At 57.4% G+C, this 25627-nt stretch carries 28 protein-coding genes and 2 rRNA genes; 13 read left to right on the plus strand and 17 right to left on the minus strand.

All coding sequences use genetic code 11. From position 1 onward, the window contains the following. Window positions 1-77 (plus strand): 23S ribosomal RNA (locus tag LWH94_RS16310); the annotation flags it as partial. A gap of 94 nt (window positions 78-171) precedes the next feature. Beyond that, a 5S ribosomal RNA gene (rrf, locus tag LWH94_RS16315) occupies window positions 172-285 on the plus strand. A 100-nt stretch (window positions 286-385) separates the two neighbouring features. Here rrf and LWH94_RS16320 read toward each other — a convergent pair. The 9 genes from LWH94_RS16320 to LWH94_RS16355 all read right to left on the minus strand — a co-directional run bounded on the left by LWH94_RS16320 (window position 386) and on the right by LWH94_RS16355 (window position 7732). Beyond that, window positions 386-640: a sulfurtransferase TusA family protein gene (locus tag LWH94_RS16320; RefSeq protein WP_332875507.1), complete on the minus strand. Its 255-nt coding sequence runs from the start codon at window positions 638-640 to the stop codon at window positions 386-388. Then, on the minus strand, window positions 618-743 hold the full coding sequence (locus LWH94_RS19475; RefSeq protein WP_022989824.1) for a hypothetical protein: 126 nt from the start codon (window positions 741-743) through the stop codon (window positions 618-620). The genes LWH94_RS16320 and LWH94_RS19475 overlap by 23 nt, the downstream gene beginning before the upstream one ends. After that, window positions 740-1912: a formate dehydrogenase subunit gamma gene (locus LWH94_RS16325; protein WP_232902911.1), complete on the minus strand. Its 1173-nt coding sequence runs from the start codon at window positions 1910-1912 to the stop codon at window positions 740-742. The genes LWH94_RS19475 and LWH94_RS16325 overlap by 4 nt, the downstream gene beginning before the upstream one ends. Window positions 1913-2000: 88 nt before the next feature. Next, window positions 2001-2609 (minus strand): formate dehydrogenase FDH3 subunit beta, encoded by a 609-nt coding sequence (fdh3B, locus tag LWH94_RS16330; RefSeq protein WP_036219858.1) that lies wholly within the window; start codon window positions 2607-2609, stop codon window positions 2001-2003. Window positions 2610-2624: 15 nt separating this feature from the next. Then, entirely contained in the window at window positions 2625-5510 is a 2886-nt protein-coding gene (locus tag LWH94_RS16335) for a formate dehydrogenase subunit alpha (protein ID WP_442915005.1), read from the minus strand. Window positions 5511-5597: 87 nt separating this feature from the next. Beyond that, window positions 5598-5786, minus strand: a complete 189-nt coding sequence (locus LWH94_RS16340; RefSeq protein WP_232902913.1) for a hypothetical protein — start codon at window positions 5784-5786, stop codon at window positions 5598-5600. Between the two features lie 41 nt (window positions 5787-5827). Continuing rightward, a complete protein-coding gene (locus tag LWH94_RS16345) occupies window positions 5828-6439 on the minus strand; it encodes a TorD/DmsD family molecular chaperone (RefSeq protein ID WP_232902914.1) in 612 nt (203 codons plus the stop codon). Between the two features lie 91 nt (window positions 6440-6530). Continuing rightward, the gene (locus LWH94_RS16350) at window positions 6531-7154 is read right to left on the minus strand and encodes a DUF3306 domain-containing protein (protein ID WP_232902915.1); all 624 of its coding nucleotides are present in this window, start codon (window positions 7152-7154) and stop codon (window positions 6531-6533) included. Then, window positions 7154-7732 carry a DUF3305 domain-containing protein gene (locus LWH94_RS16355; protein ID WP_232902916.1) on the minus strand — a complete coding sequence of 193 codons (579 nt, stop codon included), beginning with the start codon at window positions 7730-7732 and terminating at the stop codon, window positions 7154-7156. The genes LWH94_RS16350 and LWH94_RS16355 overlap by 1 nt, the downstream gene beginning before the upstream one ends. Before the next feature lie 142 nt (window positions 7733-7874). On the opposite strand from LWH94_RS16355, the gene LWH94_RS16360 reads away from it, so the two are divergent. The 4 genes from LWH94_RS16360 to LWH94_RS16375 are packed head-to-tail and all read left to right on the plus strand — an operon-like array spanning window position 7875 to window position 11893. Continuing rightward, the gene (locus tag LWH94_RS16360; RefSeq protein ID WP_232902917.1) at window positions 7875-9854 is read left to right on the plus strand and encodes a 4Fe-4S binding protein; all 1980 of its coding nucleotides are present in this window, start codon (window positions 7875-7877) and stop codon (window positions 9852-9854) included. 19 nt (window positions 9855-9873) lie between these two features. Beyond that, a complete protein-coding gene (locus LWH94_RS16365) occupies window positions 9874-10719 on the plus strand; it encodes an Mrp/NBP35 family ATP-binding protein (protein WP_232902918.1) in 846 nt (281 codons plus the stop codon). Then, the gene (locus tag LWH94_RS16370; RefSeq protein WP_199456039.1) at window positions 10716-11420 is read left to right on the plus strand and encodes a biotin/lipoate--protein ligase family protein; all 705 of its coding nucleotides are present in this window, start codon (window positions 10716-10718) and stop codon (window positions 11418-11420) included. The genes LWH94_RS16365 and LWH94_RS16370 overlap by 4 nt, the downstream gene beginning before the upstream one ends. Further along, complete coding sequence (locus tag LWH94_RS16375) at window positions 11417-11893, plus strand: DUF6505 family protein (protein ID WP_232902919.1); 477 nt, start codon at window positions 11417-11419, stop codon at window positions 11891-11893. The genes LWH94_RS16370 and LWH94_RS16375 overlap by 4 nt, the downstream gene beginning before the upstream one ends. On the opposite strand, the gene LWH94_RS16380 is transcribed toward LWH94_RS16375, so the two are convergent. The 7 genes from LWH94_RS16380 to LWH94_RS16410 all read right to left on the minus strand — a co-directional run bounded on the left by LWH94_RS16380 (window position 11894) and on the right by LWH94_RS16410 (window position 17460). After that, complete coding sequence (locus LWH94_RS16380; protein WP_232902920.1) at window positions 11894-13171, minus strand: molybdopterin-binding protein; 1278 nt, start codon at window positions 13169-13171, stop codon at window positions 11894-11896. Beyond that, window positions 13168-13659: a molybdopterin-guanine dinucleotide biosynthesis protein B gene (mobB, locus tag LWH94_RS16385; RefSeq protein ID WP_022989811.1), complete on the minus strand. Its 492-nt coding sequence runs from the start codon at window positions 13657-13659 to the stop codon at window positions 13168-13170. The genes LWH94_RS16380 and mobB overlap by 4 nt, the downstream gene beginning before the upstream one ends. Beyond that, window positions 13656-14243 (minus strand): molybdenum cofactor guanylyltransferase MobA, encoded by a 588-nt coding sequence (mobA, locus tag LWH94_RS16390; RefSeq protein WP_058339994.1) that lies wholly within the window; start codon window positions 14241-14243, stop codon window positions 13656-13658. Before mobA ends, mobB begins: the two co-directional genes overlap by 4 nt. Next, window positions 14236-15105, minus strand: a complete 870-nt coding sequence (locus tag LWH94_RS16395) for a formate dehydrogenase accessory sulfurtransferase FdhD (RefSeq protein ID WP_232902921.1) — start codon at window positions 15103-15105, stop codon at window positions 14236-14238. The genes mobA and LWH94_RS16395 overlap by 8 nt, the downstream gene beginning before the upstream one ends. 64 nt (window positions 15106-15169) lie before the next feature. Next, entirely contained in the window at window positions 15170-15976 is an 807-nt protein-coding gene (locus LWH94_RS16400) for a substrate-binding domain-containing protein (protein ID WP_232902922.1), read from the minus strand. A 45-nt stretch (window positions 15977-16021) separates the two neighbouring features. Then, window positions 16022-16765: an ATP-binding cassette domain-containing protein gene (locus tag LWH94_RS16405; protein WP_232902923.1), complete on the minus strand. Its 744-nt coding sequence runs from the start codon at window positions 16763-16765 to the stop codon at window positions 16022-16024. Next, window positions 16762-17460 (minus strand): ABC transporter permease, encoded by a 699-nt coding sequence (locus LWH94_RS16410; protein ID WP_058339990.1) that lies wholly within the window; start codon window positions 17458-17460, stop codon window positions 16762-16764. The genes LWH94_RS16405 and LWH94_RS16410 overlap by 4 nt, the downstream gene beginning before the upstream one ends. A 117-nt stretch (window positions 17461-17577) precedes the next feature. Between LWH94_RS16410 and LWH94_RS16415 the strand changes: the two genes are divergently transcribed. Together LWH94_RS16415 and LWH94_RS16420 are read left to right on the plus strand one after the other, a co-directional pair. Beyond that, window positions 17578-18462, plus strand: a complete 885-nt coding sequence (locus LWH94_RS16415) for a helix-turn-helix transcriptional regulator (RefSeq protein WP_022989805.1) — start codon at window positions 17578-17580, stop codon at window positions 18460-18462. 41 nt (window positions 18463-18503) lie between these two features. Beyond that, window positions 18504-19628 (plus strand): putative sulfate/molybdate transporter, encoded by a 1125-nt coding sequence (locus LWH94_RS16420; protein WP_232902924.1) that lies wholly within the window; start codon window positions 18504-18506, stop codon window positions 19626-19628. A 59-nt stretch (window positions 19629-19687) separates the two neighbouring features. Here the strand turns inward: LWH94_RS16420 and LWH94_RS16425 are convergent, their stop codons facing one another. Next, the gene (locus LWH94_RS16425; protein WP_158499519.1) at window positions 19688-19855 is read right to left on the minus strand and encodes an RSP_7527 family protein; all 168 of its coding nucleotides are present in this window, start codon (window positions 19853-19855) and stop codon (window positions 19688-19690) included. A 125-nt stretch (window positions 19856-19980) separates the two neighbouring features. On the opposite strand from LWH94_RS16425, the gene gcvA reads away from it, so the two are divergent. The 5 genes from gcvA to LWH94_RS16450 all read left to right on the plus strand — a co-directional run bounded on the left by gcvA (window position 19981) and on the right by LWH94_RS16450 (window position 25572). Beyond that, complete coding sequence (gene gcvA / locus LWH94_RS16430; RefSeq protein WP_269802640.1) at window positions 19981-20865, plus strand: transcriptional regulator GcvA; 885 nt, start codon at window positions 19981-19983, stop codon at window positions 20863-20865. Window positions 20866-21647: 782 nt separating this feature from the next. Then, the gene (locus LWH94_RS16435) at window positions 21648-22793 is read left to right on the plus strand and encodes an acyl-CoA dehydrogenase family protein (RefSeq protein ID WP_232902925.1); all 1146 of its coding nucleotides are present in this window, start codon (window positions 21648-21650) and stop codon (window positions 22791-22793) included. A gap of 36 nt (window positions 22794-22829) precedes the next feature. Next, window positions 22830-23618 carry an enoyl-CoA hydratase/isomerase family protein gene (locus tag LWH94_RS16440; protein ID WP_232902926.1) on the plus strand — a complete coding sequence of 263 codons (789 nt, stop codon included), beginning with the start codon at window positions 22830-22832 and terminating at the stop codon, window positions 23616-23618. 36 nt (window positions 23619-23654) lie between these two features. Beyond that, on the plus strand, window positions 23655-24434 hold the full coding sequence (locus LWH94_RS16445; protein WP_232902927.1) for an SDR family NAD(P)-dependent oxidoreductase: 780 nt from the start codon (window positions 23655-23657) through the stop codon (window positions 24432-24434). 88 nt (window positions 24435-24522) lie between these two features. Then, window positions 24523-25572 carry an MBL fold metallo-hydrolase gene (locus LWH94_RS16450; protein WP_232902928.1) on the plus strand — a complete coding sequence of 350 codons (1050 nt, stop codon included), beginning with the start codon at window positions 24523-24525 and terminating at the stop codon, window positions 25570-25572. The last annotated feature ends 55 nt before the right edge of the window (window positions 25573-25627 follow it).

Genomic DNA, 25627 nt, shown 5'->3' on the forward strand with positions numbered 1-25627 from the left:
GACGTTGATAGGCTGGGTGTGTAAGCGCTGCGAGGCGTTGAGCTAACCAGTACTAATTGCTCGTGCGGCTTGACTATATAACACCCAAGACAATTGCGGATAACGCAGAGCGAAAGCTTAAGAAATCAATATCACGTTTTATCTCGTCCTTCCCAGTGATCATCCGTTTTGCCTGACGACCATAGCGGTCTGGAACCACCTGATCCCATCCCGAACTCAGATGTGAAACAGACCAGCGCCGATGGTAGTGTGGTTCGCCCATGTGAGAGTAGGTCATCGTCAGGCTCTTAATACCAAAACCCCCGACAGCGTTGCTGCCGGGGGTTTTTTCATTTCAGGTCTGGGAAAAATGAAAGTCTGCAGAAAGAATCCAAAGGCATTCTCTCTAAGCCAGGCAAATCCGATAACGGAGCACGCCGGCCTCCTCCTCGCGAATCCATTCAATCCGGTGCCCTGTGATATCGCAAAGCGCCTGCATGTCCTTACGGCCACTGGGGTCATCGGCCAGGAACTCGACCTGGGTCCCGCTAGGTAACCCCTGGGTGCGTTTCTTGAAGCGGAGAATAGGGAGGGGGCATACCAAACCGACGGCGTCGATCTGGTATACCTCGGTTTGATCAGTCAAGTCGTACACTCTCACTGCTGCCCTGTTCCGCTGAAGACCAGCCGAACTGGTTCAGAACAACCGGGGCGAGCGAGGCTATGATCAATGCTGCGACAAATGCGGAAATCATTACCTTCATGATGATCCTCCTTTGCCTTGTTTGGCCTCTTCCTCTTCTACCCAGAGGTCGTGGTGCTGGCGAGCCCATTCCAGGTCAACCTGGCCGCTACCCATCGCATCGAATGCGCCTTCCATACCAACAGTGCCGATATAGATATGGGCGATGATGGCCAGCATCATCACGAATGCCACGATTGAATGCCAGATGTTGGCATATTGCATTTCCTCGTGTGGTGTCAGCTCTGTTGGCAGGCCCGTGCCCAGAATACTGTTGATGACACCGAAGGTGTCGCCAAAAAGAGGCATCTGGAAAGGGAACAGAAGGGATAATCCGGAAAGCGAGACAGACACACCCAGCAGCATCACGGTCCAGAAAACAACCTTCTGGCCTGCGTTGAATTTCTTGGCCGATGGATGGCCCTTGGTGAAGATGCCGCCTCCCGCCTTGATCCACTGCCAATCGAGTTTATCGGGTATGTTATGCGCTACCCACATCACAAATGTCATAACCAGGCCGAGCATGAATGCCCAGGCAATGTTGTTGTGAAGCCACTTTGAACCGACTGCCAGGGTCGAAAAGGCATCGTGCCCGATCACCGGGATCAGGAAACTGCGGCCCATCAAGGTCAGCAGCCCCGTTACGCCCAGGGCTATGAACGAGCCGGCCAGCAGCCAGTGACCAAACCGCTCTATGGCTTTGAATCGTTCAATGGTCGTGCCCGCAGGGCCGCCATCAATCATGATTTTGCCACGCACAAAGTAGAACACCACGAGCAGCACGATGATCCCCAGCAGGGCACCACCGCCCCAGGTGATGATGGGTCCTTCCCGCAGTTTGTACCAACTGATGCCCCCGTCCTGGATCATGACGCCATTGGCCGGGCCCGGAGACTGCACGGTGGGGTCGATCTGGTTATAGCGAATCGCGCGCCAGGTGTCGGCATCCGAGACGCCGCCCCGGGTTCCCAGCTGTTCTGTGATTGGTGCCGCCTTCTCAGGATTGCCCAGATTTTCGGACCGGAAACTGTCGTCCAGTTTCTGCTGCTCCTGGCGGCGCATGATATCTTCGAGGGTCTGGGCACCCCCGGTTGCTGTGCGGTCAACCTCCGGGCCCTCTTGCGCCCAGGCAGGGTTGAATATCAGTGACGCCAGCACAAGGGCGGCGGCACCCAACAGACGTTTGTTCATCAGAGTACTCCAGCGGAATCAGCAAGAAGGTGTTGTGACTGAAGAAGTTCCGGAGCTCGGGGAGCTCCGGAACTTCGTTCAGATCAGCTTATGCACCTTTCTTCTCGTAGGCTGTGCCCCATCCCCAGGCGCCGGAACCGAAACCACGGTTCACCACGCGCTGGCGATAGATGTCCGCCACCTCGTTGCCGTCACCGGCAAGCAGGGCTTTGGTCGAGCACATTTCCGCACAGATCGGCAGTTTACCCTCTGCAATACGGTTGCGGCCGTACTTGGTGAACTCGGCTGCGGAATTGTCTTCTTCAGGGCCGCCTGCACAGAACGTGCATTTGTCCATTTTGCCGCGGCTGCCAAAGTTGCCCGCTTGCGGGAACTGGGGCGCACCGAACGGGCAGGCGTAGAAACAATAGCCACAACCGATACACAGGTCCTTGGAATGCAGCACGATGCCGTCCTCGGTCTGGTAGAAGCAGTCCACCGGACAAACCGCCATACAGGGCGCGTCTGAACAGTGCATGCAAGCTACCGAGATCGACCTCTCGCCCGGCTTGCCATCTTCGATGGTTACCACTCGGCGACGGTTGATGCCCCAGGGGACTTCGTGCTCGTTTTTACAGGCCGTTACGCAGGCATTACATTCGATGCAGCGCTCGGCGTCGCAAAGGAATTTTGCTCTTGCTTGTCCTTCAAGTGCCATGGTCTACACCTCTTGTTATGCTGGTTCGATCGCACACAGGGTGCACTTGGTCTCTTGCATCTGCGTGACCGAGTCGTACCCGTATGTCTGAACGGTGTTAGTGGATTCACCCAGTACGTAAGGATCCGCACCTTTCGGGTATTTGTCCCTCAGGTCCTTTCCTTCCAGGTGCCCGCCGAAGTGGAATGGCATGAAGGCAACGCCCTCGCCAACCCTTTCGGTAACCATGGCCTTAACCTTGATGCGTGCGCCCTCAGGGCCGGACACCCAGACGTCGTTGCCGTCACGGATGTTCAGGTTGTTGGCATCACGCGGGTTCACCTCGATGAACATGTCCTGCTGCAGTTCTGCCAGCCAGGGGTTCGAGCGGGTCTCGTCACCACCACCTTCATACTCGACCAGGCGGCCGGAGGTCAGAATGATGGGGAAGTCCTTGCTGAAGTCCTTCTGCTGGATGGATTCGTACAGGGTCGGAACCCGCCAGAAGGTCTTGTCGGCGTAGGTGGGATAATCCGCCACCAGGTCTCGACGGTTGGTGTACAGCGGCTCGCGGTGCAGCGGCACGGGGTCCGGGAAGTTCCAGACGATGGCGCGGGCCTTGGCGTTACCGAAGGGTGCGCACTCGTGCTTGATGGCTACACGCTGGATACCGCCGGACAGGTCCGTTTTCCAGTTGGTTTCGGGGCCTGCAACCGCATCAATGCTGGCACGCTCCTCGGCTGTGAGGTCTTTATCCCAGCCCAGGTCCATCAGCATCTGCATGGTGAACTCGGGGTAGCCGTCCTTGATGTCGGAATCCTTCGAGTACACGCCATCAGCCAACAGGTTATTGCCGTTGTGCTCAACACCGAAGCGGGCGCGGAAAGTCAGGCCGCCCTTGGACACCGGTAGCGACATGTCGTACAGGTTCGGTGTGCCCGGATGGTTCATCTCCGGAGTGCCCCAGCACGGCCATGGCATCCCGTAGATATCGCCATCGCAAGGCCCACCGACTGCACGCAGGGTGGTCTTGTCGAAGTGATGCTGGTTGGCCATGTGTTTCTTCAGGCGCTCAGGCGACTGGCCGGTATAGCCGATAGTCCACATGCCCCGGTTAAACTCATGGGTGATGTCCTCCACCACCGGTTCGTCGCCCTCAATGGCGATATTGCGGAACATGCGATCGGTGAAGCCGAACTTGTCCGCAAACAGCTTAATGATTTCGTGGTCGACCTTGGAGTCGAACAGTGGCTCGACCACCTTTTCCCGCCACTGCAGGGAGCGGTTCGAGGCAGTTACTGAGCCGCGGGTCTCGAACTGGGTGGTTGCCGGCAGCAGGTAGGCACCGTCTTTGCGATCGTGCAGCACGGCTGACACGGTCGGGAACGGGTCAACAACCACAAGCAGGTCCAGCTTCTCCATGGCTTCTTTCATTTCGAGCATACGGGTCTGCGAGTTGGGCGCGTGGCCCCACAGCACCATGGCCCGGGTGTTGTCGGGCTGCTCGAGGTTTTCCTTGGCTTCCAGTACGCCATCAATCCAGCGGGATACCGGGATGCCCTTCTCGTTCATCATGGCCTTGGATTTGCCATTCTTGTCCATGGTGGCAAACCGGCCTTTCAGCCAATCCAGGTCCTCTTCCCAGACCCGTGCCCAGTGGGCCCAGGAGCCGGCCGCCAGGCCATAGTAGCCGGGCAGGGTATCTGCCAGTACGCCCAGGTCGGTAGCGCCCTGAACGTTGTCGTGGCCACGGAAAATGTTGGTGCCGCCGCCGGCTACACCCATATTGCCCAGCGCCAGCTGCAGGATGCAGTACGCACGGGTGTTGTTGTTACCGTTGGAGTGCTGGGTACCACCCATACACCAGATAACGGTTCCCGGACGGTTATTGACCAGGGTGCGGGCGACACGCTCAAGCTGCGCGCCAGGGGTGCCGGTTACCCGCTCGACTTCCTCGGGGTTCCAGCGTTTCACCTCTTCGCGGATCTGCTCCATGCCGTACACACGGGTACGAATGAATTCCTGGTCTTCCCAGCCGTTTTCGAAGATGTGCCAGAGCAGTCCCCAAACCAGGGCTACGTCGGTACCGGGCCGGAAGCGCACATATTCGTCGGCATGGGCGGCCGTGCGGGTGAAGCGCGGGTCACAAACGATAAGCGGCGCGTTGTTCTCTTCCTTGGCTTTCAGGACGTGCAGCAGCGACACCGGATGCGCCTCGGCCGGGTTGCCCCCGATAATGAAAATGGCCTTGGAATTGTGGATGTCGTTGTACGAGTTGGTCATCGCACCGTAGCCCCAGGTGTTGGCTACACCGGCGACTGTGGTGGAGTGGCAGATCCGGGCCTGGTGGTCGACGTTATTGGTACCCCAGTAAGCCGCAAATTTGCGGTAGAGATACGCCTGTTCGTTGTTGAACTTCGCGCTGCCCAGCCAGTACACCGAATCCGGGCCGCTCTCATCGCGAATCTGCAACATCTTGTCGCCGATTTCGTTGATGGCGTCGTCCCAGGAGATCTTCTGCCACTGGCCATTGACCATTTTCATGGGGTACTTCAGGCGCCGCTCGCCGTGGGCGTGTTCACGCACAGAAGCGCCCTTGGCGCAGTGTGAACCCAGGTTGAACGGGCTGTCCCAGCCGGGCTCCTGGCCTACCCAGGTGCCATTCTGAACCTCGGCAACCACGGTGCAACCAACCGAACAGTGGGTGCACACAGACTTTTTAAGGACAATTTCCCCGCCTTCGTTCGACGGAGTTGCTGCCTGAACCCGCCCCGACGTCAGTGACAAGGCCGCCAGGCCTCCCACTGTTACACCGGAAGCCGCCAGAAAACTACGACGGTCCATAGTTTTGGCAGCGAGGGATGAAAGTAAAGATCCTTTACGGGGGCCTTTCGCAACCCCGTTGGTCTTCTTCCGTAACATGTCACATACCTCTCTCTTTTTATTCTCGTTTTTCCGGAGGTGTGATCATCCAAGAGCGTCACGCAACCTTGAATGATTCACGCATCCTTAAAAGCGAGCCGATTCGAAATACTTGCGAGTGTGTTCAGTGTCGCGCAGACCGCTGCTTTTCGGGGCGTCTGTTGCCACCCCGGCTGCAGCGTTCGGTGCAATGGCCATGGCAACGGCAGCGGGTGCTGCGGATGCGGCCAGTTGCAGGAAACGGCGCCGACTGTTTTCACGCTTCGGGTTGTCCATCGGACTCCTCCACCTGAGTTAAGGGATCGGGCAGATCCCGGTTATTGAATTGCAAAGGCATCGGCCTCTACCGCCATGAAGGCCCGACCCAGCGAGCCGACCGGAGCGTAGAGGACTGAACTTTGCGCTTCTTCCAGATCCGTAAAAAACAACGCCGCCCACTTTGCCATGTGGGCGTCAAAAAAAGCTTTCTGTGATGACACATCGCTGTCGCAGGCGAACTCGCCGGTGATAATGCCCGCCATGATTTCGCACAGGGTGCCGATGTGATCTTCCGGTTCTTTCACGTCGTCGCTGACCTTTACTCCCCGAGCCATCAGGTCGGTGCGCAGATCGGCCAGCGGTTTCTCGTTCAGGAAGCCGGTCAGGTAATAACTGGCATAGGGCAACAGCTCACCCCGGCCTACGCCAATGAACAGGTTATTGAACTCCTGCTCGGCGTCGACGGCCGTAGTACGTTGGGCAAGGGCGGCCAGATTTTTGTAGGCGGAACCCAGAGGTGTGTCGTCACCCTGCAAGGACGCCAGCCCTTTGAGCAGCTCGTCCGAAGGCGGGCTGCTTAACAACACGGCCAGCAATTGGTAGATCTGGGCCCGGGCGCGGTCTTCGTCAGTGATCGAGCGGGGACATTGAAGTACTGCGGTATCAGACAAGTCTTTTTCCTTAGGTTTTTGTACGACTTTTAGACAGTCATCTGTAAGTTATAGCCCTTACCTGTATCCGGTGCAATCATACTTCGGGCCTTCAGGATTCGAAACGCATTCTCGGCCTGTAGCGTGGCTCCCACTCTTCCTGGGTGTCAGAAGAGGCCGGCTCGGCCGGATAAGGCGCTGCTGAAGCTGTCACCGGAGTGTCGGGCGCAGGTTTATGGTCAGCGCTCACAGGGGGCGCCTGTTTCGGGGCCGGGGGAATCACGTTTGGAGAGCTCGCCTGGGGCTCGATCTGAGTGTCGCCCTGTTCTTCACGGCGGGCGTTCTTATCGAACATGCCCTGTCCCACCTTATACAGGGTGTTTACGGTTTTGGTGGCGAGGGCGGCATCCGTGTAGTCTTCATCGTAGTCATTCAGGCCGTCCAGCACCGCCAGTACCGGGTTGGTTTTCCACAATGCCCGCAGGGCCTTGCGGCGCAGTAATTCCGGAATCTCTTTACGCATGAAGCCGGTGATGTCCGCACCCAGTTCAAGGGTGTCCGGATCGGGCAGGTGGTACTTCGCCAGCACCTCCTGCTCGGGCAGGGCTTCATTGAGGGCGAGCTCCTGTTCCTCGGGTGAAGGCTCGGGGTCATTGCTTTGGGGAGGAACAGGTTCGGCCGGTTTGCCCGCTTCGGCCTTTTTGCGCGCCCAGCGCTGAAGACGTGACTCAGCCATCAGTGAACCCTCGGCTTCTTGATATTGGAGGGGGCGCGGTAAACGTCGCTTTCCTGGCGAATCCGGGGGTCGCCCTTGCCGTCTTCTACGGTGTCGACAGCAACCTCATTGCGACGGCGTTTCTTGAAGGGCTCCTCGATGTAGTGCATGTCGATAAATTCCTTGATCCAGGCCGCCAGGGACTCGGGAATCGGAACCGGTTCGACAATGCTTTCGCCACTATCCAGGGAATCCAGCGCCTCATGGGCACTGGCGGTAACGGTGCTGACCACCCAGCCAGACGGGGACTGGTCGGTCTGGTCCTTGTCCATGACAATCCAGACTGAAGGCACGGCCATATTCAGGGAGACCAGGTAGCCCTCCACATCCGCGCGGAACAACTCCATGGTGACCGTGCCCGCGTGGTAATCGACCACTTCGCCCTCGCGAACCAGCTCTTTCCAGAACGCCTCCGGAGCGCCGGGTATCACCGCCACGGGCTTCCAGATGTCTTTCGCCCAGCGGGTTATCCCCGGGGTGCGGCGTACAACGGCCCCCACCTGTAACTCACGTTTCCAATGCTCGGTACGACTGCTCATGGGAATTCTCGTTTTGTTATAGCCCTAAGCTAGCAGGACACAAACAATTATCCAATTGTCCTTACGTAAAAGCCTGTGGCATGCTCGAAAGTCAGAATTAATCTGTATACGCAGAAAAACAACGAAAAGAGCCAAATTCCTGATGACGGCACACAAGACCCTACTGTTATGCACCTGTGACAAAACACAGAGCTTTGATCCGAAGGCACTGCAGGCGGCCGCGGCAGCCGAGCAGGTCATCGTTGTGGATCAGCTGTGCGGCACAGACATGAAAACCGCTGCGGAGCACCTGGGTGGCGCGAATGAAGTCCTTATTGCCTGTGGCCAGCAGGCGGCTCTGTTCGAGCGCCTGGGCGAGGACATACAGGCGGAGATCCAGCATTCCGCGCCCCTGAGTACCCTCGATATCCGGGATCGTGCCGGATGGAGCGCGCCGCAGGCGAATCCGAAACGCCTCCATGCCAAGCAGACAGCGCTGATGGCGGCGGCCCAGCTGCCGGCGCCCATGGCGCCGGTGAAAACCATCCGCTCCAGCGGCGTATGCTGCGTTGTTGGTCCCACCGAGCAGGCCATTCGAATGGCCGAACTGGTGCAGGACGAACTCGGCGTTACCTGTATCGTTAATGATGCGGGGCCGGTACAGCTGCCCTCGGCGGCCTATGATGTGGCGAAGGGCAAACTGACCAGCGCCTATGGTGCACTGGGCAACTTCAAGCTGGAGTTTTCCGGCCTGCAGATGATGAATCCCGCCGGCCGGGGCGAGCCCGGTTACGGCGAGGCGAAAGCCACCGCCCACAGTGAATGTGACATCTTTATCGACCTGCGCGGCATGGGTCCGGCATTCCCCAGCCACGAGAAACGTAATGGATACTTCTGGGCCGACCCGGCCAGGACCGGGGAGCTTGAGCGCATTGCCCTGAACGCAAGGGAGTTGGTGGGCGAGTTCGAGAAGACCGTGTACTTCCGGCTGGAAGAATCCCTGTGCGCCCATTCCCGGGCCAGCCAGCCGGGCTGTACCCGTTGCCTGGACGTATGCTGCACCGAGGCCATTTTCTCTGCCGGCGACCATATCCAGATCGACTCGGATATCTGTGCCGGTTGCGGCTCCTGCGCGGCGGTTTGCCCGACCTCTGCGATTACCATGAACGAGACCTCCTTCGAAGCCATCACACGAAACCTGGAGGTGATGGCCCGGGTTTATCGCGAGCACACTGGCGAGGCCCCGAGGCTGGTGTTTCACACCCTGGACGCCGGCGCTGAGGCGATTGCCTACCTGGCCCGTTACGACGATGGCTTGGCAGACGATCTGATCCCCCTCGGCCTGGAGCACATCGACCGGGTTGGCCATGCCGAAATCATGGCAGCCTTCGGTGCCGGTTACGCGGAAGTGCTGATCCTGCCGGACAATGAGATCGACCGCCGGGCGGTTGCAGCGGAAGTTGAACTGGCCCAGGCCATGCTGACGGGCACCCGGAACTCTCCCGGCCGGGTCCGGGTTATCGAAGCCATCGAACTCTGCGCCGCCGGCGACAACGCCGGGCGGGTGAGTGAACCGGTGCTGCTGGTGGGCGGGCGCCGTGATATCACCCGGGTAACGGCCAACGCGATGGCAGATAACATCGAGGCGCCGATTCCGCTGCCGGCCGGCGCACCCTATGGCGCCATCGAGATTGATTCCGACAAATGCACGCTCTGCCTGGCCTGTGTGTCGCTGTGCCCTACCGGGGCCCTGGGTGATCACCCTGATCGGCCAGAAGTACGCTTTACCGAAAACGCCTGCGTCCAGTGCGGCATCTGCGAGAGTACCTGCCCCGAGACGGCCATCACCCTGAAGCCCCGGCTGGACCTGTCGAAGGACACGCTGAGCCCCCGGGCGTTGCATGGCGAGGAACCTTTCGAGTGCATCCAGTGTGGTAAGCCGTTTGGTGTTGCCAGCACCATTAACCGGATTGTTGAAAAGCTGGAGAACCAGCACTGGATGTACACCAAATCTGATAATGTTCAGCTGATCAAAATGTGCGACGACTGCCGGGTCAAGGCCCAGTACCATGGCAACAACGCCCCCATGGCGGGCGGTGAGCGCCCCCGGGTTCGCACCAGTGACGACTATCGGGACAGCTGAACACTAAACGGGAAGTAACATGGTTCAATACACCGAAGTAGGAAAAGACAACCTGATTGGCACCGACGCGCCGCGGCCGCAGGACAAGAACCCGAGAGGCGTTGACCGGATTATTGCCATTGCCTCGGGTAAGGGCGGCGTGGGCAAGTCTACCGTGGCATCGAACCTGGCGGTTGCGCTGGCCTCGAAAGACCTGAAAGTCGGGCTGCTGGATGCCGACGTCTACGGCCCCAGCCAGCCCCGCATGCTGGGTGTTTCAGGCCGCCCGTCCAGCCCCGATGGCCACACTATCCTGCCGCTGCGCAATCATGGGGTCACCCTGATGTCCCTGGGCTTGATGGCTCCGGAAGACGAAGCCATCGTCTGGCGTGGCCCCATGCTGATGGGTGCCCTGCAACAGATGATGAACCAGGTGGAGTGGGGCCGGCTGGACGTTCTGCTGGTGGACCTGCCCCCGGGGACCGGTGACGTGCAGATGACCCTGAGCCAGAAATTCTTTGTGGCCGGCGCCGTGGTGGTCTCCACGCCCCAGGACATCGCCCTGATGGATGCACGCAAGGGCATCGACATGTTCCAGCGCATGGACGTGCCTCTGTTCGGTTTGATCGAGAACATGGCGTCGTTTATCTGTGACGGTTGCGGCAAGGAGCACCACCCGTTCGGGCACGGCGGTGCCCGGGCCGAGGCCGAAAAGCTTGGCGCGCCTTTCCTTGGAGAGATCCCGCTGGACCTGGATATCCGGCTGGGGTCGGACGGCGGTGTGCCGATCGTGGTCTCCAAGCCAGAGAGCCCACAGGCAAAAGCCTTCCAGCGCATTGCCGATGAAATCATCGCCTCTGACGTCTACGCCCGGGCCATCCGATGATGCAGTCACCCCAGTTCCCGCCGTTGCTCACCGGCGAAGCGGTGCCCAGACACATGGATCCGTTTGCCAAGGCGGTCAGCCGGGCCATTGCCGGGGTTGATTCGGGTACGGTGTTCTACTCGGAGGCCCCCGACACCCTGCATGCGGCCCTTGTGCTGGCACCGGAAACGCCCCTGGAAGAAGCCATCCAGGCTGTCTACGTGGCCCAGGTCGGGCTGGCGGAAAGCCTGGGCGCCCTGGCCCCGCCGGAAGTGCCGGTGCATTTCCAGTGGCCCGATCGAATCAAAGTGAATGGTGCTGTCTGCGGCAGCGTCCGCTTTGCGGCGGACGTATCCGATCCAAAAGCCTTCCCTAACTGGCTGGTGATTGGCATTGATGTGCCCTTTACCCCGGCAGGCGGTGAGCCAGGCGCCAACCCGAATGAAACCTGCCTGCACGAGGAAGGCTGTGTGGATATCACGCCCATGGCGTTGCTGGAAAGCTGGTCCAAACACACCCTGTTATGGCTGACCTACTTCCTGGACAGCGGGTTCGAGCGGGTACACAACGAATGGCGGCCCCGCTGCGACACCCTGGGTAAAACGATCGAGTATCCGAAGCCCGGGCTGTTTGTCGGGCTGGATGAAAAAGGCCGGATGCTGCTGCGTGAGGGTGTGATGACCGAAACAGTGAGTTTGATTGAATTCGCGGAGCATGTATGAAGCTGGCACGAACCCTGAGGCTGGACGTATCCGATGACAATGTTTTTGAAAACCCCGCCCCAAGTGGTGAGTGGGCCATTTCCGGCGGCTTCGAGTTTTCCAACTGGACCGAAGCACACCTGAAGGGCAAGGCCCGCCAGGCCTTCAGTAACGGCTGGTACAGCATCGAGTCTGGTGGCCGGGCCAGTTTTGTGGGGGTGTGCAACATCACCGAAGCGGAACTGGAGCAGTTACGCCGGACCTTGGCGCAAACCTTTGTCGAGATCTACGGCGCGCCGGATATTGATGCGGCCTACCCCGTGGCCTGCGAAGAAATCGACCAGATGCGCACCATGTGCGAGGACTTCGAAGACAATACCCTGCTGATGGTCAGCCGCCGGCTGACCGATCTGGGCGTGGAGGAAACCTACCGCTCCCGGGCCCCGCAGGATGCGTCGCTGGAGGCCTTTGCGGTGCACGGCAGCGTCGATTGATTACAGCCCGAAGCTGCCGTAGGGAATGAACTTTACCGGGGTGCCCGGTTCGATCTGCCGGGCGCTTTCGTCCAGCTCGACCATGCCCTCGGACCAGGCCAGGCCGGTGACCCGCCCGGAGCCTTCGGAACCGAATACCTCAACTTTTCCATCGCGAACACGGGCGCGCAACATCTCGCTGCGCCCCGGCTTCTTGTTCTTGGAAAAGTTGGCCGGCACGAGATAACTCTGGGGCTCAAACCATTCCGCACCGGCCATCAAGGCCATGGCCGGCGCGCCAAATCGCAGTGCACAAACCCAGGCGGCAACGGGGTTGCCCGGCAGGCCCACCACAGGTGTGCCCTTGAACATGGCCAGGGCAAGGGGGCGGCCCGGCTTGATGGCAATGCGCCAGTTGCTGATCTCGCCATGGGCTTTCAGGGTTTTCGACACGTGGTCTTCATCCCCGGCAGAAACACCGCCGCTGGTGAGGATCAGGTCGCACTGTTCCGCGCCGCGTTCCAGCGCCTCTTTCACGGCTTCAGGCCGGTCCAGTACGTGGCCCAGGTCGATCAGTTCATAGCCCAGCTGGGTGATCATCGAACTCAGCATCGGGCGGTTGGCATCGTATATCTGCCAGTCAGTGACCGGGGCGCCAACGGGCTTTACTTCATCACCGGTCGACAGCACGCCAACCCGCAGGCGCTGGTAAACGTCGATGGATTCCACGCCCACGCTGGCGAGTACGGAAATCTGGGTGGGCGTCAGGCGGGTACCGGCGTTTAGAATCCGGTCCTGCACCTGTATATCCTCTCCGGCCAGGCGCCGGTTGGCGCCTGCCTTCAGTGTGCTGTTCAGGTGCAACTGGCCATTGATGACTTCGCAGTCTTCTTCCAGCACTACCGTGTCTGTACCTGCCGGCATGACTGCTCCGGTGAGGATGCGGATAGCGTGGCCTTCGGGAACCTGTTCCCTATAGGGTTCACCGGCGGCGCTGCGGCCGTCGACCAGCGGCAGTGCGCAGGGCACTTCGGTCAGGGGGCCGGCAAACGCATAGCCATCAACCGCGGAATTGTTGCTCGGCGGGTGGGCCCGGGGAGCAAACACGTCGGTGGCCAGTATGCGGCCGTTCAGCTGCGAGAGAGGAACGCAGTGCTCCACACCCACCACCGGGTGTAAACGGGATCGCAAACGCTCCAGGGCCTCGTCTACCGGCGTCCAGTTTACGCCGGGAGGCAGGGCAAAACAGTCGTTACGAAGCGGTTTTACGGTGCGTTCTTGATTGGCGCTGCTGCTCATGACGGTTCACGCTTCAGGATAAAGTCAGCGATTCCGGAGACATCGTTGATGTCGAAAACCGGGCCTTGGAAATCCGCAGCATAGTCTGCCACGACGGCAACGATGCTGGAGTTCTCGTGATACAGGGCGGCGCGGGTGCTGTCCTTTCGGTGCACCTCGATTTTGGGGTGAGAGTGGGTTTTGAAACCCTCTACCACAACCCAATCGCAGGGCCCCAGCCGGGTTAGCAACTCGTCCAGCGTCGGCTCCCTTGCACCCCGAAGTTCATGCATGATGGCAAAGCGCTGGCCGCCCGCCAGGATGACCTCCTGTGCGCCGGCCTCCCGGTGTTTGTAGCTGTCGGTTCCGGGTTGGTCCACATCCACCAGGTGATGGGCGTGCTTGATCGAGCTGACGTTCAGGCCCCGGGCGGATAATTCACGAATCACTGCGCTGGCCAGGGTGGTCTTGCCCGAATTTTTCCAGCCTACGATGCCGATCACATTCATTTCAGGTGCTGCTCCGCCCAGGCCAAGTCTTCCGGTGTATTGATGTTGAAAAAGTCGACCTCATCGAACATTACCAGCGACTCACCGTGGGCCAGTGTCCACTGGCGGATTTTGCGTACGCCGTCGTTCAGTGCTGCCCTCAGGTCGTTCCGCAGCGAAACATCCCAACGGCCAAAGGTTGGCTGGGGTATCCGGCCACGTTCCGGGTCCGGAGTTGCCGCCAGTACCACCGGAGCGTCGACGCCGGACAGGCGTTCGACCAGGTCGAGGGGGAATGACGGCGTGTCTGCCGCCACGCTGAACAGCCAGTCATGGCCCTGTTCAGCGGCCCAGTCCATACCTGCCAGAATACCAGCCAGGGGCCCGGCGTAATCCGGTATGGAGTCGGCAACTACGGGCAAGCCCAGATCATCGAAGCGGCCCAGGTCGCCGTTGGCATTTAGCACCACGGCGTCTACCTGCGGCGTAATTCGGCCGATAACCCGCTGAATCAGGGACTGATCGCCCAGCATCAACCGGCCTTTATCAACACCGCCCATGCGGTTGGCCTGGCCGCCGGCCAGGATGACGGCGCACTTACTCATGTTCAGCCCCTTTTCGACGCATTTTTTTGTCTTCATCCGGCACCTGTGAAAGGTCCTGGTCGAACACCAGTCGGTGCTGGCCACTGAGGCAGGTGAACTTCTTGCCTCGCATCCGCCCGATCAGGGTCAGCCCGACCTGACGGGCAATATCCACGCCCCAGGCGGTGAAGCCGGACCGGCTGATCAACGTCGGAATGCCCATCAAGGAAGTCTTGATCACCATCTCGGATGTCAGGCGGCCGGTTGTATAGAGTACCTTGTCAGCTGCCGTAATGCCGTTGATATACATCCAGCCTGCGATCTTGTCGACGGCATTATGGCGGCCCACGTCTTCCATATAGGCCAGGATGTTCCGGCCCTGGCACAGCGCGGTGCCATGGATGGCGCCGGTTTCCATGTACAGGCTGGGGGTGTGGTTAATCTGGTAAGAAAGGTCGTAGAAGGTGCTGGTGTGCACCGGGGTATCAGGCAGTGCCAGGCCTTCAAGGCCGGCCATCATATCGCCGAACACGGTGCCAACGGCGCAGCCGGAGGTGCGGGTTTTCTTCTCCAGCTTGTCTTCGACATCTGTGGTGCCGGCGGTGCGAACCACGGCCACTTCCAGTTCTTCGTCGTAATCGATGCCGGTAACCTGGTCGGTTGCTTTCAGCATGCCCTGATTGAGCAAAAAGCCAAGAGCGAGGTATTCCGGGTGATCGCCGATGGTCATGGCCGTAACGATCTCCTGACTGTTCAGGTAGATGGTCAGGGGGCGTTCTTCGATAACACTGAGGGACTTCGGTTGACCGGTTTCGTCAACGCCCTCGACTGAACGGGACAGCCGGGGGTCGTGAGGATCTGGAAGCAGGGGTTCAATCGTCATTTTGCTCTGGCCGTCTTATGGAGGCTGCAGAACGCAGCCTCTACATAGATTGCCAGAGATTAGCCTATTTGGCGTTCGGGAAAAACAGCTGTTCTCCATTCACCTTGAAGTCGGCAATGGCTTGCTGGCCGTCTTCTGAAATCAACCAGTTGTGCCACTTGGTGGCCAGGTCGTGCTTGAGGTGAGGGTGCTTTTCTTCAGACAGCAACAGGCTGCCATACTGGTTGAACAGCACATCGTCGCCTTCAAAGACCAGGGTGAGGTTCTGGCGGTTGCCGAAGGCTACCCAGGTTGCCCGGTCTGACATGACATAGGCATCCATGGCCGCTGCGGTATTCAGGGTTGGCCCCATGCCGCTGCCCAGTTCACGGTACCAGTCGCCGCCGGGCTCAACCCCGGCATTTTCCCAGAGGCGCAGTTCAGCGCGGTTGGTGCCGCTATCGTCGCCCCGTGACGTGAAGGGTGCCTCGGCATTGGCAATGGCTGCGAAGGCTTCCGCTGCCGTTTTCGCACTGCGGACGTCAGCAGGATCACTCTCCGGGCCAATCAGCACGAAATCGTTATACATGACATCGGCGCGCTCGGTGGCGTAGCCGTTTTCGACAAACCGCTTCTCGCCGGCCGTGTCATGCACCAGGAGGCTGTCGGCATCGCCCCGGCGGGCAAGTTCAAACGCCTGGCCGGTGCCCACGGCCACCACCCGTACCGCAATACCGGAGGCTTCTTCAAACTTGGGCAAAATGGAGTCGAACAGCCCCGAGTTCTCGGTGGAGGTTGTCGAGGCCAGGGTAATGTAATCCTCGGCATGGGCGCTGAGTGCCAGGCCCATGGCCGTCACACCGGCAAGTACCAGCTTCAGGGTTTTTTTCATTTTGTTTTCTCCGTTTGTGGGTAAGGGCATCTTTTTTCGGAACAACTATTCGACCAGTTCGCCGGCCACAAATGCCTGAGCCTGTGGGGAAACGGGCTGGTTGAAAAAGGTTTCGGCAGGGGTGTGCTCGCGCAGCTTTCCGCCCGATAAAAACAACACATCGCCGGCAAGGCGCCGGGCCTGGTGGATATCGTGGGTGGTCATCACAATGCGGGTTCCCCTCTGGTGAAAGTCATGGACGGCGGTCTCTACAGCCTTGATGGCTGCCGGATCAAGCGCAGAAGTGGGTTCATCCAGAAACAGCACCTGGGGCGAAAGTGCCCAGGCCCGGGCCAGCGTCAGGCGCTGCTGCTGGCCGCCGGAAAGCAACCGGGCCGGTGTCTTTGCGCAGGCAGCCAGGCCAAAGCGTTCGAGGGCGCCAAGCGCGAGCTTGCCGCGTTCCCGCCGGGGAACATTATTCACGGCCAGTGCGTGGATGAGGTTTGCCACCGCGGAGCGGCGCAACAGCACCGGTTGCTGGAAGACCATGGCCTGGCGCGGGGGTGCCCCGCCGGACCACGAGACCTTCCCCTGACCGGGCGAAAGCAATCCGTGGGCCAACCGCAGGAGCAGGCTTTTTCCGGCTCCGTTAGGCCCCATCACCAGGGTGGGGCCAATGCCGTCCAGGGTGAAGGAACAGGGCCCCAGCAGCACCTTGTCTTCATGGCTGAAGGCCACGCCCTCAAACCGCAGTGCCGGCGGAGGGGCAATGGTTGAGGAAACCCGGTGTGAGGCGCTCAATGAGGTCATCCTGTTCGCCTCCGGGTCAGTTCACCGACCATGTAGGCGCCGGCGTTAATCAGCATCACCAGCGTCAGCAGCACAATGCCAAGTCCAAGTGCTAGCGGCAGGTTGCCCTTGCCGGTTTCCAGTACGATAGCGGTGGTCATTACCCGGGTAACCCCATCAATGTTGCCGCCCACCATCATTACCGCGCCGACTTCCGCACTGGCCCGGCCAAAGCCGGCCAGCAGCACGGTTAGCAGGGCAAACCGGGCATCCCACAATAACGTGGGCATCATGCGAGCCCGTGACATGCCCAGAGAAACAAACTGCTCCCGGTACTCGCCCAGCATCTCTTCGACCTTCTGGCGCGAAAGGGCGGCCAGGATGGGTAACACCAGCACTACCTGGGCAATGACCATGGCCCCCGGCGTAAACAGAAACCCCAGTTCGCCCAGCGGCCCGGCGCGGGAAAGCAGTAAATAAACCATCAACCCTGCCACCACCGGTGGTAACCCCATCAGGGCGTTGAGCATGACAATGACCCCGCCACGGCCGGGGAAGCGCCAAAGCGCGACCGCTGCGCCAAGGGGAAAGCCCAGCACAGCAGCGATCAGGACTGCCAGCAGCGATACCTGTAGCGACAGCATCACAATCTGGAACAGGGCTGCATCCAGGTTGAACAGTAGCGAGAGTGCTACATAGAACGCATTGTTTTCCAAAGCTGCGTCTCCTTATTATTTGAGCATCGTGGCGTTTCTAACTACGCTTTGCACAGCCTGCTGAAATATATGCAGTCAAAAACAGTAGTATGCTTTGCCGGACAGCAGGAGAGAGTAATGTCCCTTCCCACCTACCTCACCACCGCAGAGGCGGCCGAGTATCTGCGCCTGAAGGAGCGCAAAATCTACGACCTGGTCAGTCAGGGCGTTATTCCCTGCGTGCGGGTGACTGGAAAACTGCTGTTTCCGCGCCAGCGTATTGATCTGTGGCTAATGAACCACCTGGAGGGGGACGACGCTGTCAGCGCGCCCACGCCGCCGGTTCTGGCCGGTAGCCAGGATCCGCTACTGGAGTGGGCCGTGAAGGAAAGCGGCGCGGAACTGGCGTTGTTGTGCCAGGGCAGTGGCGATGGTGTACAGCGGCTGATCAACGGGCGGGCGCTGCTTGCCGGTATGCATATCTGGCATGCCGAAAGCCAGCGGTACAACGACCCGGCTACACTGGGGCTGGGCGGGATGCGTGACCTGGTGCTGATCCGGTGGGCGAAACGACAACAGGGGCTGCTCCTGGCTGCCGATAATCCCCATAAACTTGCACGGTTGGAAGATATCGCCCGCCCCGGTATTCGGGTTGCCCACCGCCAGCCCGATGCCGGTGTCAGCCATTTATTGCAGAGCCTGCTTGCCCGCCATCGAATCGATGCAGAGCAACTCGGCTGGGCTTCGCACCCGTCACTCAGTGAGGATGATCTTGCGTTAGCCATCCGACAGGGTGAGGCGGATATCGGTATTGGCATTGAAGCGGCGGCGCGCCGGCAGGGGCTGGCGTTTATTCCGCTGCAACAGGAACATTTCGACCTGGCCATGCGCCGTCGCCACTATTTTGAGCCGGCCATGCAGCAGTTGCTCGCCTTTGCCGGCAGTGAGCGTTTTGCACAACGGGCCGATGCACTGGGTGGCTATGATATCCGTGAATTGGGGCGAGTGGTTTATAACGCCTGACGAGTTGCCAGGTTAGAGAGACGGGTGGAACAGGAGCCAGCATGCTTACAACCCGAAAAGAATGGGTAAGAGAGGTCAGTGGCGCGCTGGGCGATATCGGCACGCTGCTGCCCCTGAGCCTTGGCGCGATTGCGGTTGCCGGGCTTGCGCCGGTGCCTGTGCTGCTGGGGTTTGCGGTGTTTTACATTGCGACCGGTTTATATTATCGCCTGCCGATCTCGGTACAGCCGATGAAAGCGGTTGTCGCATTACTGCTGACCACCCAGGTAAGCCACGAAAGCCTGGTGGCCAGTGGTATTCTGATCGGTGCCATCATGTTGCTGTTAGGGGTGACCGGATGGATTAACCGGGTGGCTCGGCTGGTTCCGGGATCGATACTGAGCGGCCTTCAGCTGGGGCTGGGGCTTTTGCTGGCCGGCATGAGCCTGGGTTTGATGGCGACGTCCTGGGTGGCGGGGTTGGCCACGTTATTGGTGCTGGTCTTTATTGTGTGGCGATTGCCTGCCTGGCCGGCAACGCTGATCGGGTTAGGGGTGTCTTTGGTGGTTGGCGCGGTAGCGGGTTCGCCGGGACTTTCGCTGGCGATGCCGGGTTCAGTTGCATTCCACTGGCCGGAGCTGCCGGGCCTGAGTGACTGGCAGCAAGGGTTTTCGGTATTGGCACTGCCACAGTTAGCCCTGACGTTAACCAATGCCATCCTGCTAACCGCATTATTGGCGGGAGACTATTTCGGGGAACAGGCTCATCGGGCTTCGCCGGCGCGCCTGTCGATAAGCACCGGCCTGGCGAATCTCTGCCTGGTGCCCTTCGGTGCCTTGCCTATGTGCCACGGAGCCGGGGGGCTGGCGGCGCACTATCGCTTCGGTGCCAGAACCGGTGTGGCACCCGTCTTGCTGGGAGCAGGGCTGTTGCTGGTGGCTTTGATGCCGGGAGGCCTTTCGGTGATTGCGGCCATTCCCGCGGCAGGTCTGGGAGCCCTGTTGCTGGTTGCTGCTGTAGAGCTGGCGTCGTCGAAACGTTTGTGGACAGCCAGGCCGTCGTGCTGGCCCGTGATAGGCGTAACCGCGCTGGTGACCGTATGGGCTGACCCGGTGTTCGGGCTTCTTGCGGGGATGATAGCGGAAGTGCTTCGGGCGGCCTGGGTGCGCCGGCATAAGATTGCCTAGCGTACTGGCCACCCGCTGCACAGGACATACCGGGAGGCTGCTCGGATGTGCCCAGGATATCAGTGGCTGGTAGATACCCGAGCCGTCATGCCATGGAAACGCGCTTTAATGTTTTTTACCAGTTGGCTGAACTGCTCTTTGATGTACTGGTTGCGGTATTCGGTCGCCAGGGCGATATAGTGGTCGACTTCTGCCTGGGTAACGATGTTGCTGTCTTGCTGTTTCATAATGGTGCCTCCTGAGGGCAACTGGCAATTTGTATGGTGCTTATGCTACGAGCTTCCAGGCCGATCAAAAAGCGATAAATTCTAAGCGCAATGCTGAGAAAAATTCATGATAAGGGTTTGCCCCTATGCGTCGACTTCCACCTTTAAATGCCTTGAAGATGTTCGAGGCGTCAGCAAGAAACCTAAGTTTTTCAGGGGCTTCAGAGGAATTGTTCGTCACCCCTTCAGCGGTCAGTCACCAGGTTAAAACGCTTGAGAATTTTTTAGGCATAGAGCTTTTCCATCGCAGCAACCGGAAAGTGACCCTGACCCCTCAGGGGGAGCAGTACCTGGCGTCTGTAAAGCACGCATTCGATGAGATCGAAATGGCGACGCAACGGCTCTCGGTGGCCCAGGGTGCCAGCGTGGTTCAGATCAGCGTGGCCCCTAATTTCCTCATCCGGTGGCTGATGCCGCGGATGTCCCGGTTTCGTGCGTTATTTCCGGATGTCGAATTGCAGATCAATGCGTCTATGGGGTTGCTGGATTTCAATCGAACCAGCACAGACATGGCGGTCTACTACGGGAATGGCAAGTGGGACGACATTGAAGTGGAGTTTCTGCGCAAAGTGATGCTGGTGCCCGTGTGCGGCCCTGGCCTCTTGCAGACCGGGCCACCGCTTGAGATGCCCGCAGACCTGGCCAATCACACGTTAATCTACGTGAGCAAGCGAACCTGGGAGTGGGATAACTGGCTGAAGAAGGCCGGGGTTGAATTTATTACCCCCAAAGGCTCCATGCAGTTATCCAGCAGCCAGTTGACTACTGCAGCGGCCCAGGAGAATCTCGGCGTGGCCCTGGCAGACCAGACCCTGATCTCCCGGGAAATCGAATCCGGCAAACTGGTGGTACCTTTTGATATCCCGCTCGATACCAAGAAAGCATTTTACCTGGTTTACCGGAAACACCGGCCGCTCACCAAAGGCATGGAAGCATTCAGGAACTGGCTGATGGATGAGTTGCAGGCGTAGTTGGCTATTGCAGTAAGGATCGTAAGGGTGCCTGAATATCAGGGCACTGCCTGGGCACCATTTGGGCACAAGCCAAAAAAAAAGGACCTGCGCTTTCACGCAAGTCCTTGATATTCATGGCGCGCCCGAGAGGATTCGAACCTCTGACCTCTGCCTCCGGAGGGCGCCGAGTGGGGGCGGGTTAGAGTGAGGTTGGTGGTGCTAAATCGTTGCTCGTCAGTAACTTGCAGTCCAGTGTTCTGGTCAAAAAATCTCTATTAACACCGTTAGTTACACGACTTATCCCAAGTTTGGGCACACATTTGTCAGGTTGACGATGCCTCGCGTCGGACAGAATGATCGCTGCCCCAAGTGCTTGAACCTCAGAATTACACATCGATTGGCTAACTTCACGCTCAGGAAAAGTGTCCGGTTTTGATTGCCAAATACAGGACACTTCTTGAGCGGGTTTGACCGGGTGATCCCCACTCTTTTTCGGGGGGATACCGGGCAAGGCCAGCTTCGCCTTCCTTAAGAATGGATTTGAAAGTTGAGTGCAGGTCAACGAACTACCCCAGCCATAATCTTTTCCGCCACTGCCCTAGCATTTATCGCTCACGAGATGACTGAGCAACGCTTGTTGAAAATTGGTATCTCAGAGCACTAAGTCGCTAAAAAATTGACCTCTTGCCCTACCCCCGCTTTTGAGGGGGGTGAAGCCGAAAAGATTGAGATAGGGTTGGAGTTATCCAATAAACCAGAGCGGCCTACGATAGCTCATTCTCAGTTAGAAAGGTGATTTTATGACTATGCTGATGACAGAAGAACAAAGAATGGCTACGGACGGCTTGAGGAAAGTTCTCGACGCTGAAATTGAGCCAAAATTGAGAGCCCACGGCGAAAAGTTTATTCCCAAAGAGATGATGAAGAGTTTCATCAAAACATTGACTGAGTATGGTCTGATGAGGGCTCCGTTCCCAGAACACTGGGGGGGCTTGGGGATGGACTGGGTCACACATTTGCGCTTGTGGGAGGAGGTTGGTGTCACTGCAATCGATCTGGCGCTGCCAATCCTTATCAACGTTTCCGGCGCCGACATGTTAATCAGAAATGCTTCTGACTCCGTCAAGGACAAATATGTCCCTGGACTGCTCTCTGGTGACATCTTCGTAAGTATGGGGATATCTGAGCCTGATGTGGGTTCGGATGTTGCTGCTGCAAAGACACGTGCTGTCCGTGATGGGGATTATTGGGTAATTAATGGAGAGAAAACGTGGATATCCAATGGAGAGCACATGGATATCTTCGTATGCACCTGCAAGACCGGCGAAGGTGAATTGACGCATATCCTTATCGAGGCAGATACGCCGGGCCTGGAAGTTCGTGGCATTCCCAAGATGGCGCTGAACGGGCAATCAACCACTCAAATCTTTCTCTCGGATGTACGTGTCCCCGTCGAAAACACAATCGGGGAGATCGGGCAGGGATTAAAGAACACGTTAGTGACCTTTGAGCGTGCCCGGTGTCACATGGCTGCGTGGGGCTACTCACTTGCCCGACGGGCGATGGAGGAGTCAATTAAATACAGTCAAACCCGATCTCAACATGGGAAGTTAATCGCAGGCCATCAGCTGATCGCAGAGAAGATTGCGAACATGGCTACGCAGATTGATGCTGCTCGACTACTTACGCTCAGAGCAGCAGAAATGATCGATCAAGGTCTGCGGTGTGACAAAGAGTGCGCGATGGCCAAGTGGTTTAGCACTGAAATCGCGGTTAAAGCCTGTCGGGATGCTGTCCAGATCCACGGTGGCAACGGCGTCACTAAAGAGTTCATTGTAGAGCGACTCGCCAGGGAAGCAATCATCGGCCCTATTCCTGATGGGACAACTGAAATCCAAAAATTGATAATCGCCCGTTCGCTCACTGGAGTTCAGGCCTTCAGGTAAAAACGTCGAAACAAGATGACTTGGCGAGGAAAGAAAATGACAAACAGCTGCTTGCTTTATGAGCAATCTGGGCCGGTTGGGTGGATTACTCTGAACCGCCCGAATGCCATGAATGCGATCAATCTTCAGATGTTGGACGAGTTTGAAAAGCTTTTGCCGAGGCTCGCTAATGATGAGGCCGTAAAAGTCGTTGTCTTGACTGGAAAGGGGAAGGCTTTTTGTGCTGGCGCAGATCTGAAAGAGATCCTTAATTCTGCAAGTTTACGGCCGGGAGATGAGGATTTTATCGATCGATTGAATGTCCGCGTATTGGATGTGCTTCGTGACTTCCCTAAGCCAGTAATTGCGGCCTTGAACGGCATCACCATGGCTGGGGGTCTCGAAACCGCTATTTGCGCGGACATCGTGGTTGCGGCTGATTCCGCAAGAATTGGGGACGCGCACGCCAATTACGGAGTCTACCCTGGCGCTGGCGGCGCAGCCGTCCTGCCAAGAATCATTCCTCTTAACGTAGCTAAATTCTTGTTGTTCACGGGTGGTACGCTTTCTGCGGAAGAAATGAAAGTTTATGGATTCGTGAATCACGTGGTGGGTCTTGACTCGCTGCGAGCTGAAACACAAAGGATCGCAGAGCTAATCGCAGAGAAAAGTCCAATCGCACTTCGACGAATGAAAGCTGTGGCGAATAACACTGGAGACAAGTCTCTTCGCGATGCGCTGGATCATGAACAAGTGCTCTTCCGCCGCCACATGCGTTCATATGACGTTGCTGAAGGCCTTAAAGCATTTAGTGAGAAGCGAAAGCCAAAGTTTAGAGGTTACTAAATTGCATTTAGTTCTCAAGTATTCGAGCAGGAGTAGATGATGGATTTGGAAAATAAAGTAGTTGTAATTAGCGGAGGCGCATCAGGTTTAGGGCTGGCAACCGCGCGCTATTTAGTAAAAACGAAAAAGGCTAAGGTTGCCTTATTCGATATGAATCGAGAAGCCGGCATGGCTGCCGTCGAAGAACTTGGTGATGAAAACGCGATATTTATAGCAACTGATGTCACCGAAGAGTTGGATGTGGATGCGGCACTTAACGCAACGATGAAAAAGTTTGGCGCTATTCATGTGGACATAAACGCAGCAGGGATTGTGGCTCCCAAAAAGATTCTTGATAGCAACGGCGTCGCGTCCTCGATCAGCAATTTTAAAAACGTAATAAACGTCAATCTCGTTGGCCTATATACGGTAATGGCTAAGTGCGCAGAGAAAATGGCACTAAATGAACCAGATCAAGCTGGCGAGCGGGGCGTCATTATCAACGTTTCATCGGGGGCCGCTTGGGAGGGCCAGATTGGACAGTGCGCTTATGGAGCCTCTAAGTCAGGGGTGAACGGGATCAATATACCAGCAGCCCGTGAATTAGTGGCAATAGGCGTTCGCGTAAACTCCATCGCACCAGGATTGTTCGCAACTCCGATGGTAGATGCGCTGGATCCAAAGGTGAAGAACGCGTTGATCGACATGTGTGAAGCGCCCAAGCGGATGGGTAACGTTGATGAGTTTGCTTCTGCCTGCGCATTCTTAGTTGAAAATGGCTATATGAATGGCCGATATCTTCGTCTTGATGCCGCAACAGTCATGCAGTCGAAATAGTGTTGAGAAATGTGTCCCTTTAGCCCTCCACAACGGGGGGCTCTTTTTAAAAATAAGTAGAATTGATCAGTTAATTTAAGGGTGAACCGTGACTACGACAAATAGAAGCACTGCTCCCAGAAATATAACAGACCTAGACCCTCCGGCATTTGGAGAGCTGGTCTCTATCTGTGACGATTTGCTCTGGACAAGGCTGACAATTCCCTCAAAGCTCGACCATATAAATATCTATCTTATTAAAGATAAAGATGGATGGCTTGCAATTGATAGCGGACCAAGTTCGGAGGTTAATCAAAGACTTTGGCTAGAAATAGTAAAGAAACTGCCCAGTCCAAATAAGCTTACTGGATTGTTGGTCACCCACTGTCATCCTGATCATATTGGTCTTTCTGGCTGGCTCCAGCAGTATTTCGATGTGCCAGTCTATGCCTCTGAGAATGAAATATCCAAAGCCAAGCATGACGAGCTTGATCGGTTATCCAGTGACCTTGAAAAGCTAGATTCTTTCTATAGAGCTTTGGGGGTCCCGGATACAGAAATGCGAGAGTTAACGAAATACTCAAAGGTAATGGATAAGCTCTATGGGCCACTGCCAGAGAGCATAAATTTTATTGAAAAAGGTGACTCTCTAGTTATAGGTAATAGATGCTGGGATGTCTGGTCTGGGTCTGGCCACTCTGTTGAGCATATATGTATTAGGAGCGACGATCTAGGAGTGTTGATTTCTGGAGACCAAGTTCTTCCAGGTATTACACCTCATGTGGGCACTAATGTAACAAGCTTGACTGATAATCCAGTAAAGAAATGGATTGACAGCTTAACTGATCTAAAGGCATGGGTTGCTCCAAGTGCTTTGGTTTTGCCCGCACATGAAAAGATATTTTTCAACGCAATACTTAGGGTGGATGCGGTCTTAGAGCATCATTATAAGTTTCTGAACAAGTTAGTCGACATGCTTGACCGGTGGCGAACTGCAGAGGAGTTGATGCCTTTTGTTGGTTGGGGAGCCCCGAAAGGCTTTGGTCGTTATTTGGCGCTTGAAGAGATTTTTGCGCATCTAGTTTTCTTGGTCAATTCGGGAAGAGTAAAAGTGCAGAAAAGTAGATATTCAGAATCAATGGAATTTCGCTCGACGTAATTTTAGGCGCGGGTTTTTTTGCTGTTTGCAAGAAACAGAGAGCCGGGTTTCATGG

Source organism: Marinobacter sp. G11, from assembly GCF_021282325.1.
GTDB classification, from domain to species: Bacteria; Pseudomonadota; Gammaproteobacteria; order Pseudomonadales; family Oleiphilaceae; genus Marinobacter; species Marinobacter vinifirmus.

Coding starts and splice junctions, on each gene's coding strand:
- LWH94_RS16380 (WP_232902920.1), bottom strand. CDS start 13,171: ATGAGCAGCAGCGCCAATCAAGAACGCACCGTAAAACCGCTTCGTAAC.
- LWH94_RS16395 (WP_232902921.1), bottom strand. CDS start 15,105: ATGACGATTGAACCCCTGCTTCCAGATCCTCACGACCCCCGGCTGTCC.
- fdh3B (WP_036219858.1), bottom strand. CDS start 2,609: ATGGCACTTGAAGGACAAGCAAGAGCAAAATTCCTTTGCGACGCCGAG.
- LWH94_RS16360 (WP_232902917.1), top strand. CDS start 7,875: ATGACGGCACACAAGACCCTACTGTTATGCACCTGTGACAAAACACAG.
- gcvA (WP_269802640.1), top strand. CDS start 19,981: ATGCGTCGACTTCCACCTTTAAATGCCTTGAAGATGTTCGAGGCGTCA.
- LWH94_RS19475 (WP_022989824.1), bottom strand. CDS start 743: ATGAAGGTAATGATTTCCGCATTTGTCGCAGCATTGATCATAGCCTCG.
- LWH94_RS16325 (WP_232902911.1), bottom strand. CDS start 1,912: ATGAACAAACGTCTGTTGGGTGCCGCCGCCCTTGTGCTGGCGTCACTG.
- LWH94_RS16405 (WP_232902923.1), bottom strand. CDS start 16,765: ATGACCTCATTGAGCGCCTCACACCGGGTTTCCTCAACCATTGCCCCT.
- LWH94_RS16365 (WP_232902918.1), top strand. CDS start 9,874: ATGGTTCAATACACCGAAGTAGGAAAAGACAACCTGATTGGCACCGAC.
- LWH94_RS16375 (WP_232902919.1), top strand. CDS start 11,417: ATGAAGCTGGCACGAACCCTGAGGCTGGACGTATCCGATGACAATGTT.
- LWH94_RS16425 (WP_158499519.1), bottom strand. CDS start 19,855: ATGAAACAGCAAGACAGCAACATCGTTACCCAGGCAGAAGTCGACCAC.
- mobB (WP_022989811.1), bottom strand. CDS start 13,659: ATGAATGTGATCGGCATCGTAGGCTGGAAAAATTCGGGCAAGACCACC.
- LWH94_RS16335 (WP_442915005.1), bottom strand. CDS start 5,510: ATGTTACGGAAGAAGACCAACGGGGTTGCGAAAGGCCCCCGTAAAGGA.
- LWH94_RS16440 (WP_232902926.1), top strand. CDS start 22,830: ATGACAAACAGCTGCTTGCTTTATGAGCAATCTGGGCCGGTTGGGTGG.
- LWH94_RS16420 (WP_232902924.1), top strand. CDS start 18,504: ATGCTTACAACCCGAAAAGAATGGGTAAGAGAGGTCAGTGGCGCGCTG.
- LWH94_RS16350 (WP_232902915.1), bottom strand. CDS start 7,154: ATGGCTGAGTCACGTCTTCAGCGCTGGGCGCGCAAAAAGGCCGAAGCG.
- LWH94_RS16355 (WP_232902916.1), bottom strand. CDS start 7,732: ATGAGCAGTCGTACCGAGCATTGGAAACGTGAGTTACAGGTGGGGGCC.
- LWH94_RS16400 (WP_232902922.1), bottom strand. CDS start 15,976: ATGAAAAAAACCCTGAAGCTGGTACTTGCCGGTGTGACGGCCATGGGC.
- LWH94_RS16415 (WP_022989805.1), top strand. CDS start 17,578: ATGTCCCTTCCCACCTACCTCACCACCGCAGAGGCGGCCGAGTATCTG.
- LWH94_RS16340 (WP_232902913.1), bottom strand. CDS start 5,786: ATGGACAACCCGAAGCGTGAAAACAGTCGGCGCCGTTTCCTGCAACTG.
- LWH94_RS16445 (WP_232902927.1), top strand. CDS start 23,655: ATGATGGATTTGGAAAATAAAGTAGTTGTAATTAGCGGAGGCGCATCA.
- LWH94_RS16435 (WP_232902925.1), top strand. CDS start 21,648: ATGACTATGCTGATGACAGAAGAACAAAGAATGGCTACGGACGGCTTG.
- LWH94_RS16370 (WP_199456039.1), top strand. CDS start 10,716: ATGATGCAGTCACCCCAGTTCCCGCCGTTGCTCACCGGCGAAGCGGTG.
- mobA (WP_058339994.1), bottom strand. CDS start 14,243: ATGAGTAAGTGCGCCGTCATCCTGGCCGGCGGCCAGGCCAACCGCATG.